The following is a 15,996-nucleotide window of genomic DNA, read 5'->3' as shown; positions in this document are numbered from 1 at the left end:
CCAGCCCCTGCTCATCGGACCTATCGCCTACCGATGGTCACCTCCCGACCACACCGCCGGTTGACCCGGTGCGCTTGCTGGTACGGCCGGTGAAGTCGTGCAACGCATCTCGGTCCGCTCGACATCCACCTCAACGACCGTCGGGTGAGCGCGCTATGCGGCATTATCGGATGCACGCAATCAGTGGCGGACGGCAGAATCTCCACTATGGATCATGACGACGGGCACGCGCACTGGACCGCAACTGAACTCGACCGCGGATACATCCGTGCACGATTGCGGCTCCTGACCACGGAACAAGGTGGTCGTCATACCCCGGTTCACTCTGGCTATCGAGCACACTGGGCGTTCCCGTCAGGCATCCATCCAGACAGTCACGACGCCCCTTTGACACTGGAAATGGCCAGGACACTGGCACTCGGCGAGGAGGCGATGGTTCGACTCCACCCTCTGCGCCCCGATCTCTGGCCAATGATTGGGCCGGGAAGTCGGCTGTCCATGCTCGAAGGTCCCAGACTCGTCGGCCTGGCCGATGTCGTCGAGGTAGTCGCGCCAGCCCTATGACAGCGCGCTCATCGGCAGTAGCGGATGTTCTGAGCCGCACCAGATCTAGCTCGATGGCTGGCGCCGTGTGGTCGATCTGATCGGCGGCGTATGCGGCTGCTTTAGAGACTTGATGCAGGGTTGGATACAGGCCTGGATTCGGTCCAGGTGCCGGGTGAGAGACTCGGTCAGCGACTGCCCACCGTTGTCATTGGTGTGGCTCTCTTTTGGCATGCCTCCCGCCGGATACCGTCCAGGGAGTGGCTGAAATGTCAACGGCAGGGACAAATGTGAGGTGGGCCAGCGGTTGGAACGGGGGACTATGCGACACCGTCACAGATTCCGTTGACGGTCCGGTAGTCCCGGAACTCGCGCGCGATTCGCTGTGCGTGCCAATCGGATCCGTGGGCATCGCCGCGCAGGGTCCAGCAACCGTCGGAGGCCGCGAGGAACCCGCCCAGCACAGCGGACGGAACCACGTCGCACACCGTAATGCTCGCGACCCTCGGAACCGGCCTGGCAGTCCACTCCCGGAGCGGGTCGGTGCTGGACGCGAATCCGCCGTTCGTGCCGACCACGACGAAGACCGGAGTGGCGGCGGTAGCGCTCACCGCGACCGATCGAGACGATGCGGGAAGTCCGGAGTGGGTGATGGCCATCCAGTCGACCGCGTCTTTGCTGAACGCGACGGTCCGCGGTTGATCGGTGGAGGCGACGAATCCGATACCGGGGCTCCAGGCGATTCCGGTGAGCCGAGCCGGGATTTCGGTGTTCGACGACTCCCACTCCCACCCGTCACCGCTGGTCAGTACGGTGCCTTCGGCGCCGACCGCGATGTAGGCGTTCCCGGCCCAGACGATGCCGAACAGATCGGCTTCGGTGCCACTGGAAATCACGTCCCAGGCCTGTCCGTCACGGCTTTTCGCAATCAGACCGCCGTCGCCGACCACAACGAACTCGCTCCAGTCGACGCTCCACACCACCGCATTGGCGGCCGCGGGCGCGGCGATCGCCGCCGAGGTGAATCCCGTGGCCGGATCGGTGCTGTAGTAGGCGATCGCCTGACCGTTGGACGCACCGACTGCGACGAACCGCGGTCTACTCGCGAGTTGGTTCCAGGCCACCGCCCGGAGGTTCTCCGTCGCCGCCAGATCGTGACTGCTCCACTGCTGGCCACCGTTGAGACTGATGCGCAGCAAACCCTTGTCGCCTACCGCCACAACGACGAAATCATCGATCGCGGACACGTGAGTGGCGCAAGACAGCGCCACGGGCTGCCCGGGCTCACCGGTCGTTCGATTGATGTACCGCACGGTGAGGTCGATCCGAAAGACGCCGGACGACCTCGGGGCAAAGGTACCCACGATCACCCCGCTGGAATGGGGCGGGAGTTCGGTCCCGGTCAAACTGTCCACCAGCACCTGGAAGCCCGCGGGATAAGACTCGTCGAGCACAAGATCGGTGGCCGAGTTATAGGGGCTGGGGTTTCTGACGCCGAGTTCCACGTCAACCCGTTGACCAGGCCGCATCAGCGCGGGAAGGCCCCGGGTCACCTCTCCTGAAAGCTGCTGTGTCACTGGGTGATCGTCACACACGACACCTGATCGTGCCGCGTGGATGAGCCTTGCGGAGCGCAAACCTATTCAGCACCGAATCGGCGCTGGCGGGCCCGAATGCACCAATGTCACTGCTCCAGGTCGGCGATGCGTCTGCGCAGGACTCGTCGGGCATCAGTGTGGCGAGCCTTCTGCCCATCGCACTGCCTCATCGGCCAAGATAGGACCTGGCTACAGCTCATTCCCAAGCGAAGGGGGGCTGGTCCATGTGGTCGACGCGGGTGGGGCGGTGGCGTAGGGCCACCTCGCGGAATTGATAGAGGATCGCGGCGGTCGGGGCGTGTAGGTGGCCGCCCAGCAGGGGGAGCTGGATGGCGGGCCGGTCGGAACCGGGGACGGGTACGAAGCGCGGGTCCACGTCGAGAGCCGAGAGCGGAATCCAGTGCACCGCAGCCACTTCAGCGGGATTGGGGGTGGGGATCGGCGAGTGACCGACCCAGGCCACCACCGGGGTCATCACATAGCCGGAGCGGGTCGGGTAGTCGTCGAGCAACCCGAGCACCGTGGAGCGGGGCGCAGCGATCTCCAGTTCCTCGTGCAGTTCCCGCAACGCCGCTGCTTCCGCATCTTCTCCCGGATCCAGCTTGCCGCCCGGCAACGCCAATTGCCTGGCATGCGCCCGCAGTCCGGACGACCGCTCGGTCAGCCAAATGCCCTGTTCCCCATCACGATCGGCTATCGCGATCAACACTGCGGCAGACTTGCGGCCATCAGGATCAACGGCCCGCCGCAAGAATGCGCCCAACGACTCGGCCACCTCGCGCCGCAGCTGGTCAGAGGGTGCATCACTCCAGCGGTATCCGCTACCGGATGTCCGCTAGTACTCCGTCCTTCAGGGCGGGGGTGAAGGCGGACACAGGAGGGCCGCCACGGCCCGAGCGTGCCCTAAATAGGACGTTCCTGCTGCTCGATGTACTGGCGCAGCACCGAGATCGGTGCACCGCCCACCGATCCGGCGAAGTAGGAGCCGGACCAGAGTCGTTGTGCGCGCCAGTAGTGGTGCACGAGTTCGGGGAACTCTTGGCGCATCCGCCGCGACGAAACACCTTTGAGCGAGTTCACCAGCTTTGAGAGGGAGACTTTGGGTGGGAAGTTCACCAGGAGGTGGACGTGGTTGGTTTCGCCATTGAACTCGACCAGCTCGACTTCGAAGTCCGCGCACACGTCTCGCATGATCTGTTCCATGCGTGTCAGGTGCCGGTCGGTGAATACACGATGCCGGTATTTAGTGACGAAAACCAAATGTGCATGGAGCATGAAAACGCAGTGTCTACCGGTGCGGATATCGCCATATTCTGTCATAAACCAATGTTAGTATCGGGCTGTGCAGCTGCGATACAACTTCCGCTTGTACCCCACCGTGGGACAACAGCGGTCGTTGGCGAAGGCGTTCGGGTGCGCACGGGTGGTGTTCAACGACGCACTGGCGGCACGGCAGGAAGCGTTCAGGGCCGGGTGCAAGATCAGCGACAGTGAACTGTCCAAGCGACTGACCAAGGCCAAGCGGGCTCCGGAGCGGGTGTGGCTCGGGGAGGTGTCGTCGGTGGTGCTTCAGCAGGCGTTGGCTGACCTCAATGCCGCGTACCGCAACTTCTTCGGGTCCGTGACCGGCAAACGGAAGGGCGCCAAGGTCGCGCCGCCACGTTTCCGTTCCCGCAAGGACAATCGGCAGTCGATCCGGTTCACGAAGAACGCGCGATTCGCCGTGACTTCCGGCCGGAAGTTGTGGTTGCCGAAGATCGGCGACGTTGCGGTTCGCTGGTCACGAGAGCTTCCCTCCGACCCGTCGAGTGTGACGATCATCAAGGACGCGGCGGGCCGGTATTTCGCGTCGTTCGTGGTTCAGGTCCACGACCAGCTGTTGCCGGTGTCGGATTCCGAGGTCGGTATCGACCTGGGCTTGACGACGTTCGCGGTGTTGTCGAATGGGAAGACAATCGAGAACCCTCGGTTTCTGCGGCGCGCGGAACGCAAGCTCCGCATGGCGCAGCAAGCGTTGTCGCGCAAGGAGAAAGGCTCGAAGAATCGGGCCAAGGTTCGTGTCAAGGTAGCGAAGGCTCACGCGAAAGTCGCCGATACGCGCAGGGATTGGGCGCACAAGCATTCGACACAGACCATCCGCGACAACCAAGCGGTGTTCGTCGAAGATTTGTGCGTGAAAGGTCTGGCGCGTACCAGGTTGGCGAAGTCGGTTCACGATGGCGGGTGGGGCATGTTCACCCGCATGCTGCAGGAGAAAGCGGCTCGCTGCGGGCGCACCTTCGGTAAGGTTGATCGCTGGTTCCCCTCGACCCAAATGTGTTCGTTCTGTGGGGCTTTGGGTGGGAAGAAACCGCTATCGGTTCGCGCATGGACGTGCGCGTGCGGCACCGTTCACGATCGGGATCTGAACGCGGCCAAGAACATACTCGCGGCGGGGCGCGCCGAGAGTCTAAACGCTTGTGGAGGGACAGTAAGTCCTGCCGCGTAAGCGGGAGGCGAGTCCCTGTGAAACAGGAACCCACCGAGAGCGCCCGTCAGGGCGCTGGTAGGAATCTCCGGCCTTCAAGCCGGAGAGGGCGTCAATGTCCTCGTCGACCGGCATCAGCCGAACCTAATTCGCCCACCGCCCACCGTCAACGCGAGCCCCGGGGGAGTGGCGAACAGAGCCGGAGCAGGTATCCATGGTGCGGACTGTGACGGAAACTGTGTGCCCGGCCTCCGGACTGTTGACCATCGCGACGCGTATTCTCACGACTCATGCCGACTGGCGGTAGCAAACAGGTTCGCGCCGCGCGCAAGCGCAAGAAGCGGATGGCGAGCGTCACCCACGACCTCACCGACGCGCAGTGGGACGCGCTCAAGACGTCCTGGGGTGGGTGTGCCTACTGCGGGTCCGCCACCACCTCGCCGCAGAAGGACTGCGTGCAGGCCATCTCGCGCGGTGGTCGCTACACCCTCGGCAACGTCGTGCCCGCGTGCGGGTCGTGCAACGCCAGCAAGTGCAACGCCGAGGTGACCGGCTGGCTGCGGCGCAAGAAGCTCGACGAACGCTCGTTCCTCGTGCGCCACTACGAGATCTCGACCGAGCTCACTACCCGGTTCGCCAGTGGCGAAAGTCTTGGTGAAGTTCGCCAGGATTCGGTCGGCCCGCCTGAGCACGGCTAGGGACTTTGCGAGATAGCCTGTAACCGAGCGGTTTTGGTTGTCGGTGATCGATATTCTGGCAGAGGAGCCCGGGCGGATGGATCGCCAGCACACTGGGGTCAGCCGCCGCCATGTACTGCTCGCGGCCGGATCGTCGCTCGCGATCACCGCATTGACCCGACCGGCTCCGACCGGGGGGATCACGCGGGATGTGAGTCCGTACGCCGCCGGGACCGAGGCGAGCGGGAGGCGGGCCGACCTAGCCGAACAGGCGATCGTGCGGCGGCATGTGCGTTCGCTCTGGGGGCGGCCGGGAGTGCGGCTGGGCACGGTCGTGTGGCCGTCGTCGTCGGCGGATCTGTCATTCCTGAAATGGTGTTACTGGTGGCAGGCACATCTGCTCGACTGTGCGGTGGACGCCGCCCACCGCGCCCGCGACCCGGAACGGATCGACCGGGTAGCCGCCCTCGCATGGGGTATTCGAACCCGCAATCTCAGCGGCTGGACCAACCGGTACTACGACGATATGGGCTGGCTGGCGATTGCGCTCGAACGCGCCGATCGACTGCTCGATATCCGGTTCGGTGATGCCGTCGGGGACCTGCGGGACGCCCTGATCGACGGCTGGAACCCGGTCGTCGGCGCGGTGCCCTGGCGGTTCGGCGACGACTACTACAACGCCCCCGCGATCGGCCCGACCGGTATCGCCTTCGCGCGACTGGGCGAACTGTCCCGCGCCGGGCAGTTGGCCGACTTCCTGCACACCCGATTGCGGGACCCCGACAGCGGCCTGATCCTCGACGGGGTCCACGAACCCGGCGGGCAGGTGAACCGCACCGCCCTGACCTACTGTCAGGGTGTCGCCATCGGGCTGGAAACCGAATTGGCAGTGCGCACAGGCGAATCGGGCCACCGCCGCCGCGTGACGGAACTCGTCACGTCGACCGGCCCCGGACTCACGCACGCGGGAGTGATCGTCGCGGTCGACGGAAACGACTCCGGGCTGTTCATGGGCATCCTCGCCCGGTATCTCGCCGAAGCCGCGCTGGCCCTGGGTGACACCACCGCCGCGCGGATCGTGCACGATTCCGCCCGGGCGGCCTGGGAGAACCGCGCCGAGGTGGACGGGCTCCCGCTGTTCGGGGTGGACTGGTCCCGCCCGGTCACGGTGCGGGGCATTCCGCAACTCGTTGCCCAGCTCGTGCTGCCCACCGCGTCGCCCTCGGAGAACCTGAGCCCCGATCTATCGGTACAGCTGAGCGGGTGGATGCTGCTCGAAGCGGACTACCGTCTCACCGCCGCCGGACTGTGAACCGAAGCCCGTCACCACCCGCCGACACCGGTGACCATCGCCGGTACTCACCCCGGTGGTCGTGGCCCTCGGACCGGGGCCGAGGGTGTGGAACTACGAGCTAGCCAGTGCATTTGGTGACAATGACGTGCGGCGTTGCTGCCTCAGTCGCCGCCACACTGCCTGTGGCCGGCTGCGACTGGAAGATGGCAGGATGCTCGCGGATCGCGTTCGCAATCGGTTCGCTACCCAATTCAGTGGGGAGGGGGCTCACGTCGACAGCAGTGAATTGACATGCCCGCCACCTAGCAATACCGTCAGTATCTGAATACTGGCAGTATTCAACGAGGAGGTTGGGCATGGTGGGGTGTGGTTCGGTGCCGGGGTGGGGTCCGGGCGTCTCGCTCGCCGGCGTGACGGGGGAATGGCTCCGATGACCGCGCCTCGTGAACCGCGCATCGTGATCATCGGTGCCGGGGTCTCCGGTATTGCCAGCGCTATTACCCTGCGGCGCAATGGATTGAACGACTTCGTGATCCTGGAGAAGGGGTCCGATGTCGGCGGGGTGTGGCATTGGAACCGCTATCCCGGGCTGACCTGTGATGTGCCATCGCAGCTGTACCAGTTCGGGTTCGCACCCAAGCCGGACTGGTCGCATATCTTCGCGCCCGGACCGGAGATCCAGGGCTATCTCGCCGATGTGGTGGATCGGTTCGAGCTGCGTTCGCACCTGCGGCTCAATGCCGAGGTGGTGGCGGCCGAATTCACCGGCTCCGGCTGGCGGGTCGAAACCGGTGATGGAGCCGTTTACGAAGCCGATTTCGTGATCGCGGCTACGGGCGTGCTGCATCATCCGGCTACACCGGACATCCCTGGTCTGGGTGAGTTCACGGGCGACGTGCTGCATACCGCCCGCTGGGATGATGCGGTGCCCACCGCGGGCCGTCGGATCGCCGTCATCGGTACGGGATCTACTGGTGTGCAGGTCGTTTCGGCGCTGCAGCCGAAGGCTGATCGGATCACGCACTTTGTTCGCAGTCCGCAATGGGTCATCTGGGCCCCGATGTGGATGCCGCAACCCGCTCTCGTCGGTGCGGTATTGGATCGGCTGCCGCAGGTCAATCAGACGCTCTATCAGGTCGGGATGGCAGGCGCGAAGCTGTTCACCGATGTCGTCACCCGGCCCAGTTGGCGGCGGCGAGCGGTGCAGGAATTCGCGCGGCTGAGTTTGCGTGCCCAGGTGCGTGACCCGGATATGCGGGAACAGCTCACCCCCGACTATCAGCCGCTGTGCAAGCGACAGGTGTTGTCCGGCAGTTACTATCGCGCCCTGCGCGCCCGTAACGCCGAACTGGTTACCATGGGTATCGATGCCGTGACCGCGACCGGTATCCGTACCGTCGACGGTCGCCACCACGAGATCGACATGATCGTATTCGCCACCGGATTCCAGGCGCACAACTACATGCGGCCGATGAATCTGGTCGGCCGCGAGGGGATTTCGATCGACGATGCGTGGGCGAAAGGCCCGCGCGCCTACTGGATGACCGCAATCCCCGGCTTCCCCAACCTGTTCACCGTGCTGGGCCCCAATTCACCCACCGGCTCCATCCCGCTCCATCACGCCGCCGAAGTCACTGCTAAGTACATCACCGCCTGGATTCAGCGCTGGCGTGCGGGCGAATTCGATACCGTCGAGGTAACCGAGTCTGCCACCGAGCGATTCGAAGCAGAAGTCGGCGAGGCGTTGGGCCCGACGGTATGGAGTACCGGCTGCAATTCCTGGTACTTCACCGAAGGGGGCAATATCGACCTGCTTCCCTTCAATCGCCGCACCATGGAATCGGCGCTCGCCACGCCCGACGACCGCGATTTCCGCCTCCGCTGATCGGAACGGCAGATCACCACATCCAGCCCTGCGACTTCATCACGTGTTCGGCGAGATCTTCGATCGTCAGCATCTCGGGGTGGCTGTAGTAGACGAGCTCGAATCGGCGTTGACGCCAGCTGGTCGGATCCATCCGCCCTTCATGACTGGTGTCGCACAGTGATTCGAGCCGACCGAGGTCGAACGGCTCCTTGCCCCGTGCGTGTGCATCGGCCTTCACCGCGGCCATCCGTTCGGACCGCGTCAAATCCCCACGCCGCCACACCCCTGCCGCAAACCGGCGTGCATCCTCGACATCCACCGCTGCTCCACATGTATTGGGCCACAATGCATACCAACTGTGAATTCCTGCGGTACAAAACGCAAGCTCCGGACGAAACCAATGTCGTCCGGAGCCTGCGCCCGCGCGCTTACTACCTGGCCGCGACGGCAGACCAGCCGTAATGCGTCGCGGATCCACCCGGGGCGACGGTGGCGGTGGGCTCACCGCTGCAGTCGTTGGTCGCGTACACCAGGAAATTGCGCTTACTGCGGTTCTGGATCTGGATATCGCGCGGGAAGCCACTGGCCCAGCACGAGTCCAAATCGCTGATCTCCAGTTTGCCGTCGATCATCACCACTTCGCGGCCGTCCCCACCCTCGAACGAGCCGGTCGGGAACGCCGAGCCGATGGGGGCCGCCATTGACACGGCCGCGGCGACCAGAGCGCCTGCGGCAGACCACTTTCCAAGTTTCATCAGGCGATCCTACAAGTCGCGGCCGCGGTTCCCTCACGGGTGCGCCTTGCGCTCTCGGTATTCGGCTAGGGTTCCGCAGTCCTGATGGTGCTGCCCCGCGGTCACCAGAACGGGGAGTGCCGGGCCATGCCGGCTCCCCGCTCTGACCATCTCGCTGCCGTGGTGAACATTCGGTACCTATTCGAATCGTCGATGTGTCGATCTTGTTCCGACGACTCCCATTCGGCGTATAGTCCTGAAAATCGCTAGTTGATCTGCGACGCAAGGGGGACGCGATGCCTCGACCGATCCCACGCGTGGTCACGCATCGGCTGATTGTGGGTGTCGTCGGCGTGGTGATGTTGTTCATCGCGGCGATCACCATTTCCGCGGCCGCACCGCTGCCGCCGTCCGGTAGCGGGTCCACCGCGCCGCCTCCGGCGGCGGTCGATTTGAACGGCTACTGCGAGGATCCCGGGGCGGTCGGTCGCTTCGCCAACGGGCGAACCGTCTATTGCGTACAGGTGCAGCGCACCGATGCGTTCGTGTGGTCCTACAGCCCGGACCCCATTGCCCGCGATCCCAACACGCGCGGCTACACCTGTGACGCCAACTCGTGCCACTGGCCCGACGGCACCGCGGTTCCGAACTTCCAGCGCTGTGGAATTCTCTGCGGCGAGCCGCCCACCAGCGGGGACATTCAGAGCGGCTTCCACGACTGCTTCGAAACGGGTACCGCATACGAGGAGTGCGCCCGCCGAACCCGCTAGGTCACCCGAGCGAAGCCCGCGCGCATCGCCCGCCGGACCGGAGCGGCCGACCCGAAAGATCGATCTACTTCTCGTCTCTTCGGCGCACCATCTCGGTGATCCAGGTGGGCGCGAACGGGGAGGTGCAGTTCGGCGGAGTCGGGTAGTCCTCGAGCACCTTCAGGCGCTCGCCGATATCGATCGCGCGGGCTCGGTGGTCGGGGTGCTCGATCCCGATCTGGGCGAGGCAGTGGTTCATCGCCCACTGCAGGCGCTCCGGGGCGTCCTTCATCTGCGCCTCGATGACGTCGAGCAGTCCCGCCAGGTCGAGGCCCTCGGGCCTTTTCGTCACGCGTTCGGTGGTCAGCGCCCAGCCGGCGCTCGCGACTACCGGATCGGGATCGGCGGACCAGGCCTGGCGCAGCCCTTCGGCATGCGGATTCTTCTTCACCACGTAATTCACGAGCCAGTCGTGCACCTTGGGCGTGCGCGCCTCACCCACCATGGCATCCAACTCGTCACGCTCGAATGCCTTGGGACGGCAGATGAGGGTCGCCAGCAGCCTCGCCGCGGTGTCGTCGGTCTTCCAGAGCTGGCACGCGAGCTCGTGCTGCGTTTTCAGCCGCTTCGCCACCGCACGCAGCTTGCTGAGGTTCACCCCGTGATCGTCACCGTGCTTCTCATTCACCGCACGGGCCTTCGGATCCTCGAGCGCCGCCAGCTCTGCCAGTACCTCGGCCACCGTCGTCTCGGCCACCACAGCCTCCCGTCATCACGTAGGAAACTCAGCCTACGAGAAGAGGGTGATCCGGCCATTGCACGGCGTACCCGGTCGCCGATTACCGATGATGCGCGAGTCCTCGTCGAGCGGCCCGCTCGCAGACCGGATCGTCGAGCCGGATGTGTACCGCCCGCAGGGCGACGGCCATGCCGGTCAAGCCGGAGTAGAGCGACCAGAAGCGTTCTCGTTCAACCTGTGCCGCGATATCCCGGGCACCGCGCAGTGCGGCCTCGGCGTAACGGTCGTCACCGAAATGGTCATGTGCCTCCAGCACGATGCCCGCGCCACCGTGATAGAGGGTCGGATCGCTGTCCGTATCGTCGGCAGCTGATTTCCAGATCAGGCCGTGCTCGCTGGGTCGATCGCTCAGCACCATGCCGCCTGTGGGCGACAGACGGCCCAGCCCGCACCGTCAGGGGAGGTGGTTCGGGTCCAGGTGGCGGTGCCCCCGCTCGTGGATGTACCCGGATGCGCCGCTGGTTCCGATGGTGTGTGATAGTCGCGCAACGCGTCCCGATGTTGGTTCTGCAGTAGGGGATTCGAGTCGCGGTGCTGGTAGCCGAAGGGGTCGATGGCATGTATGCCGGTGGTATCGCCTCGGTAGGAACCGGGCCGCGACGGGGACCTGTCGTCCCGTGTCACTGATTCCGCCATAGCGGGTCCTGCGGCGATCGCCGCGAGGGCGGTTACTCCCAGAACTTGGCCGACCACGGTGACCATTCCGTGAATTGCATTGGTAGAGCGATGTTTCCGCATGTGGCGCCATTGCCTCTCTGCTCATCTTGGGACCTACTGAGTTGCATAGTAGGTCATCTACTGGGCTACATAGTAGATGACCTACTGGGAAGGTCCGTAGATGAAGCCGAGGGCGGTCCGAGATCGCGTCGGCCGCTACCGCCAGCGCGTCCCGCCGTCGTCGCTCCGGCATAAACCTGTGTGAACTCCTAGGAATCTCACAGGCTATGGCCAGAACCGCCCGGCACTCTCGGGGAGAGCGACGGTGAGAGTGAGGGCGAGATGGTTGACTTCGAGGTCGTAGGGACGACGGTGACGGCGCATGTGACCGGGGCGCATCGGGTGCTGGCGCTGCGCGAGAAGGTGACGTTCGATCTTTCCCAGGTCCGGCGGATAGCGCCCGCCGAGGTGGACCTGCGTCCGCCGTGGGTGCGAGCACCGGGGGCGTTCTTCCCCGGGGTCATCGCCGCAGGAACCTTCCGGGGTAAGGGGCGCAAGGAATTCTGGGACACCCTCTTCGATGGGCGCGCCGTGCGAATCGAATTGGAGGGGGCCGATTTCACTCGACTGGTTGTCGATGTGGAAGACCCGGACGTGGTGATCGCGATGTTGGCGCGGGCCGCGGCGGCGTGAAACCCGCTCGCCGGAAGGTTATTCGGTAGTGATCTAGGCGACGGATCGCGCTGAATGGACTTCCAGGGTGTGGACTTAGGGCTAGCTAACGTGCAATATGCTTAGGCTAACCTATCCTCAAGGAGTTACCTCTCATGATTCGCTCGTTCTTCGCCGCCTCGATGGCGACAGCCGCTCTCCTCATGCCGGTTACCGCCGCCGTGGTCGTCGCCGCCCCCGTCGCGATCGCCGCTCCCGCCGCGCCGTCGCCGGGCGAACTCCAGGGCAAGCTGCAGGCCGCGCTCAATGGATCGTCCGCGGAGCTCGAGTCGGGCGATGGCAGCAGCATTGTGGTCGTCGGTCAGCGCATCAGCCAGATCCCGGGCTACAGCTGGGATGTGTCGGGCCCGGTCACCGTGGAGGGCGATGTCCTCTCCGCGACCCTGAACAGCCGCCTCGGTGACTACTCCTTCCCGATCCCGCTGACCTGGAAGAACATCGGCGGCACCTGGAAGCTGTCGCAGGAAAGTCAGGACACCCTGGTCAGTTACGCCACTATGGCGTGGTAGTCGGCGCTCGGGCCCGGCGGACCGCCGGGCCCGATGCCTTCGGGTCAGTGCATGCCTTCGGGTCAGTGTGCGCCCCAACGCTGTTCCATCAGAACGCCCTTGGCGGCCAGCCAGGCCACCGGATCGATTTTGCTACCGTCCGGGTTCCAGATCTCGAGGTGGAGATGCGGACCGGTGGACTGGCCGCGATTACCGACCGTGGCGATCACATCACCAGCATTCACCCGCTGTCCGGCCTGGACGTACATGTCATTGACGTGGCCGTAGACGGCGGTGGTGCCGTCGTCCTGGAGGACACGCACCCACAGCCCGAATCCGGACGCCGGACCGGCCTCGATCACGGTGCCGCCCATGGCGGAGTGGATCGGGGTACCCAGTGTGTCGGCGATATCGACGCCGTAGTGGAACGCGCCCCAGCGGGAGCCGAAACCCGAACTGATCGCACCGGCCACCGGTAGTACGGCGGGTGCCGCGGTGATCCGCGGTGCCTGTGCGGGCGGGGCGACCCGCTGTTGCAGATCCTTGATGGCCTGTTCGGCCTGGGCGAGCGGCCCGGAGATCTCCGGTGGCAGACCCGCCAACCCGAAGGGCGTGGCAGCCGGTGCCACGGCGGCCGGTGCTGCGGCCGCTGGTGCCGGTGCCGCCGGGGCGACTGCGGGTGGGGCAAACTGCTGTTGCAACTCCTTGATGGCCTGTTCGGCTTGCGCGAGCGGCCCGGAGATCTCGACCGGGAGACCCACGAGACCGAACGGTGTGGCGACCGGCGCCGCCGCCGGTGCGACTTCCGCTGTGTCACCCGGAATTTCGGAGGGCACCGCGTAAACGGCTTGCTCCTCCACATCCGCCGCCGGCACGGGCTCGGCGGCCGGCTCGAGCATGCGGTCGGCCTCGTGGTCGGCGGGCGGCAGCGGCGCGGCGGTGGCGACCGCCGATGTCAGCTGTGCGGAGGTGGTGGCGATCAACGCTCCCGCTGCCACCGCCGCTCCCGCCGCGGCTCTGATGCGTCCGGTCAAACCGGTATCGACGCGATGTCTGGTGTTGGGTCCGGGTTCCATCGGACCGAGCAGGTCTTGGACGGATAGGGAACCGGAGGTCACTCTGTGATGCGGCACGGCTCGTCCTCGATAGATTCAGCGATGTCGTCCGGAAACGCCCGCGAACGCGAAGCCGACGATCCGGTAAAGCGACGTTTCAAAAACTGTACCCACGCGTGATCATTCCGTAGCCGTTTCGAGCGCTTTTAGGGAAATGTCCCAGTTGCGACGACACCGTCCGGACCAGCTGGTCGCCGGTCCGGACGGTGTGCGCGATGAGGGTGGGAGCGTCAGGCTTTCCCTTGCGCGGATGTCCGCGCCGGATTCGCCTGCTGTCCCGCCTTCGGATCCTTCTCGTTCTGTTGGGCCTGTACGCCCGCCTCGATCCGGTCGCCCAGATCCTTGTCGACATTGCGCCAGTACTCGAAAGCGCGCAACAGCACCGGTTCGGTGACGCCGTTGAGCAGATGCCCGACAATATTCGTGACCAGCCGCTCCCGGGCCGCGTCGTCGAGCACATCGCGCACCATGGTTCCGGCCTGGCCCCAATCGTCGTCGTCGCGCCGACTGGCATAGGCGCTGCGAACCATCCCGCCATCGGTATGCCAGACCGCCTGCGGTCCGGCCACGAGCGGATCGGAGTGCGGACCACCCTTCGAATTAGGCACGTATACCGGGTCACCCGGATTGTGGTGCCGTAGCTGGCCGTCCTTGCTGTAGGAGCGGACCGTGGTCGCATGCGCCGAATTGACCGGCAGTTCCTTGTAGTTCGCGCCGATCCGGTGCCGGTGCGCGTCCGGATAGGAGAACCAGCGGCCCAGCAGCATCTTGTCCGGACTCGGACCGGTGCCCGGGACGGCATTGCTCGGTTCGAAGGCGGCCTGCTCGATTTCGGTGTGATAGTCGGCCGGATTCCGGTTCAGGGTCATCCGACCCACCGGAATGAGCGGGTAGTCCCCGTGTGGCCAGACCTTCGTCAGGTCGAAGGGGTTGAACCGATAGGTTTTGGCCTCCTCGAACGGCATGATCTGCATGTGTAGCGTCCAGCTCGGGAATTCACCGGCATCGATGTGCTCCCACAGGTCACGTGTGTGATAGTCGGTATCCATCGAGGCCATCTGATCGCCCTCGTCCTGAGTGAAGAACTCGACGCCCTGATCGGTCTTGAAGTGGTATTTCACCCAGAACTTATCGCCGTCACGATTGACCCACATATAGGTATGGCTCGAATAACCGTTCATATGCCGCCACGACCGCGGGATGCCGCGGTCACCCATCAGCCACGTCACCTGATGAGCCGATTCCGGTGACAGCGTCCAGAAATCCCACTGCATGTCGTGATCGCGCAAATTGTTGTCGGCGCGGCGTTTCTGCGACCGGATGAAGTCCTGGAACTTCATCGGATCACGGACGAAGAAGATCGGCGTGTTGTTGCCGACCATATCGAAGTTGCCCTGCTCGGTGTAGAACTTCAACGCGAATCCGCGCGGGTCACGCCAGGTATCGGGGCTGCCGCGTTCACCGGCGACGGTGGAGAAGCGGGCCAGCGTCTCGGTCTTGCGTCCCGGCTGGAAGACATCGGCGTAGGTGTAGGCGCTGACATCCTCGGTGACCTCGAAGACGCCGAACGCCCCACCTCCCTTGGCGTGCGGCTGGCGTTCGGGCACGCGCTCACGATTGAACGCGGCCATTTTCTCGATCAGATAAGCGTCATGGAGCAGGATGGGGCCGTCCGCCCCGACGGTGAGCGAATGCTCATCGCTGGGAACTGGGATGCCGGCGTCGTCGGTGGTGTAGTTGTCGGACATCGTTCTCCTTTCCTACCGATATCTCCCGGCCTACCCGGCTCTCGCGACCGCAAGCGGTTTCGGAAGGGGTGGTGCGGATATCTCTCGATCAAGGAGGTGCGTAATGCCGAAGGAATGGACAGATAAACAAGAACGACAATACGAGCACATCAAGGACTCCGCCAACGATCGCGGTGCGAGCGGCAAGCGCGCCGAGGAGATCGCGGCGCGGACCGTGAACAAGGAGCGCGCCCAGCGAGGGCAGACCAAGGGTTCGAAGGGCTCCACGAGCTCGTAGGGCTCCAAGAGTGGCGGCCCGCAATCCGGACAGCGTGGCTCCTCGGGCCCGCCGCGCGAGCAGCTGTACAACGAGGCCAAGAAGCGCAGTATCTCGGGCCGCTCGACGATGACCAAAGCCCAACTCGCCAAGGCGCTCGGCCGCAGCTGAGGACGACCGCCCGGCACCCTCGCACGGCCGCGACGCGGTCGGGGTGCGCGCGCCGACACCCGCGCCACTCCTCGAAATCCAGTGCCCGTTCGGGGAAATTA

General features: G+C 64.8%; 17 protein-coding genes. 8 read left to right on the top strand and 9 right to left on the bottom strand.

Annotated elements, in window-relative coordinates; all coding sequences use genetic code 11:
* Positions 1-863: 863 nt before the first annotated feature.
* The 3 genes from NU1_RS11415 to tnpA form a co-directional block, all read right to left on the bottom strand.
* A complete protein-coding gene (locus NU1_RS11415; protein WP_157552103.1) occupies positions 864-2,120 on the bottom strand; it encodes a WD40/YVTN/BNR-like repeat-containing protein in 1,257 nt (418 codons plus the stop codon).
* A gap of 217 nt (positions 2,121-2,337) precedes the next feature.
* Positions 2,338-2,928: an NUDIX hydrolase gene (locus NU1_RS11410; RefSeq protein WP_067520112.1), complete on the bottom strand. Its 591-nt coding sequence runs from the start codon at positions 2,926-2,928 to the stop codon at positions 2,338-2,340.
* A 116-nt stretch (positions 2,929-3,044) separates the two neighbouring features.
* On the bottom strand, positions 3,045-3,461 hold the full coding sequence (gene tnpA, locus NU1_RS11405) for an IS200/IS605 family transposase (RefSeq protein WP_067520110.1): 417 nt from the start codon (positions 3,459-3,461) through the stop codon (positions 3,045-3,047).
* Positions 3,462-3,483: 22 nt separating this feature from the next.
* Here tnpA and NU1_RS11400 point away from each other — a divergent pair, with 22 nt between their 5' ends.
* From NU1_RS11400 to NU1_RS11385, 4 genes are all read left to right on the top strand, one after another.
* A complete protein-coding gene (locus tag NU1_RS11400) occupies positions 3,484-4,629 on the top strand; it encodes an RNA-guided endonuclease InsQ/TnpB family protein (protein WP_067520108.1) in 1,146 nt (381 codons plus the stop codon).
* Positions 4,630-4,898: 269 nt separating this feature from the next.
* Positions 4,899-5,306, top strand: coding sequence for an HNH endonuclease (locus NU1_RS11395; RefSeq protein ID WP_067520105.1), 408 nt, complete (start codon positions 4,899-4,901; stop codon positions 5,304-5,306).
* A 76-nt stretch (positions 5,307-5,382) separates the two neighbouring features.
* On the top strand, positions 5,383-6,597 hold the full coding sequence (locus NU1_RS11390) for a glycoside hydrolase family 76 protein (RefSeq protein ID WP_084521188.1): 1,215 nt from the start codon (positions 5,383-5,385) through the stop codon (positions 6,595-6,597).
* 412 nt (positions 6,598-7,009) lie between these two features.
* The gene (locus NU1_RS11385) at positions 7,010-8,464 is read left to right on the top strand and encodes a flavin-containing monooxygenase (RefSeq protein ID WP_067520103.1); all 1,455 of its coding nucleotides are present in this window, start codon (positions 7,010-7,012) and stop codon (positions 8,462-8,464) included.
* 13 nt (positions 8,465-8,477) lie between these two features.
* Here the strand turns inward: NU1_RS11385 and NU1_RS11380 are convergent, their stop codons facing one another.
* Positions 8,478-8,765 carry a hypothetical protein gene (locus NU1_RS11380; RefSeq protein WP_503826546.1) on the bottom strand — a complete coding sequence of 96 codons (288 nt, stop codon included), beginning with the start codon at positions 8,763-8,765 and terminating at the stop codon, positions 8,478-8,480.
* A gap of 112 nt (positions 8,766-8,877) precedes the next feature.
* Positions 8,878-9,201 carry a hypothetical protein gene (locus NU1_RS11375; protein WP_157552101.1) on the bottom strand — a complete coding sequence of 108 codons (324 nt, stop codon included), beginning with the start codon at positions 9,199-9,201 and terminating at the stop codon, positions 8,878-8,880.
* A gap of 275 nt (positions 9,202-9,476) precedes the next feature.
* Here NU1_RS11375 and NU1_RS11370 point away from each other — a divergent pair, with 275 nt between their 5' ends.
* Positions 9,477-9,950 (top strand): hypothetical protein, encoded by a 474-nt coding sequence (locus NU1_RS11370; protein ID WP_157552100.1) that lies wholly within the window; start codon positions 9,477-9,479, stop codon positions 9,948-9,950.
* A gap of 64 nt (positions 9,951-10,014) precedes the next feature.
* Here NU1_RS11370 and NU1_RS11365 read toward each other — a convergent pair whose 3' ends face one another.
* Positions 10,015-10,686 carry a DNA alkylation repair protein gene (locus NU1_RS11365; RefSeq protein ID WP_067520148.1) on the bottom strand — a complete coding sequence of 224 codons (672 nt, stop codon included), beginning with the start codon at positions 10,684-10,686 and terminating at the stop codon, positions 10,015-10,017.
* Positions 10,687-10,768: 82 nt separating this feature from the next.
* Positions 10,769-11,086: a lanthionine synthetase LanC family protein gene (locus tag NU1_RS11360; protein WP_067520096.1), complete on the bottom strand. Its 318-nt coding sequence runs from the start codon at positions 11,084-11,086 to the stop codon at positions 10,769-10,771.
* Between the two features lie 641 nt (positions 11,087-11,727).
* On the opposite strand from NU1_RS11360, the gene NU1_RS11350 reads away from it, so the two are divergent.
* Together NU1_RS11350 and NU1_RS11345 are read left to right on the top strand one after the other, a co-directional pair.
* A complete protein-coding gene (locus tag NU1_RS11350; RefSeq protein ID WP_067520092.1) occupies positions 11,728-12,078 on the top strand; it encodes a hypothetical protein in 351 nt (116 codons plus the stop codon).
* Between the two features lie 134 nt (positions 12,079-12,212).
* Positions 12,213-12,626 (top strand): MTB12 C-terminal domain-containing protein, encoded by a 414-nt coding sequence (locus NU1_RS11345; protein WP_067520090.1) that lies wholly within the window; start codon positions 12,213-12,215, stop codon positions 12,624-12,626.
* A 62-nt stretch (positions 12,627-12,688) separates the two neighbouring features.
* Here the strand turns inward: NU1_RS11345 and NU1_RS11340 are convergent, their stop codons facing one another.
* Both NU1_RS11340 and NU1_RS11335 read right to left on the bottom strand, forming a co-directional pair.
* Positions 12,689-13,738 (bottom strand): M23 family metallopeptidase, encoded by a 1,050-nt coding sequence (locus NU1_RS11340; RefSeq protein ID WP_307643570.1) that lies wholly within the window; start codon positions 13,736-13,738, stop codon positions 12,689-12,691.
* A 212-nt stretch (positions 13,739-13,950) separates the two neighbouring features.
* Positions 13,951-15,468, bottom strand: a complete 1,518-nt coding sequence (locus NU1_RS11335) for a catalase (RefSeq protein WP_067520088.1) — start codon at positions 15,466-15,468, stop codon at positions 13,951-13,953.
* 103 nt (positions 15,469-15,571) lie between these two features.
* Here NU1_RS11335 and NU1_RS43180 point away from each other — a divergent pair, with 103 nt between their 5' ends.
* The gene (locus NU1_RS43180; protein ID WP_245720060.1) at positions 15,572-15,745 is read left to right on the top strand and encodes a hypothetical protein; all 174 of its coding nucleotides are present in this window, start codon (positions 15,572-15,574) and stop codon (positions 15,743-15,745) included.
* Positions 15,746-15,996: the final 251 nt, after the last annotated feature.

The sequence above is a fragment of the Nocardia uniformis NBRC 13702 genome (assembly GCF_001613345.1).
In the GTDB taxonomy this organism is placed as follows: Bacteria; Actinomycetota; Actinomycetes; order Mycobacteriales; family Mycobacteriaceae; genus Nocardia; species Nocardia uniformis.
The sequence above is the reverse complement of the archived record's forward strand: the minus strand, read 5'-3'. Positions and strand labels throughout refer to the sequence as shown.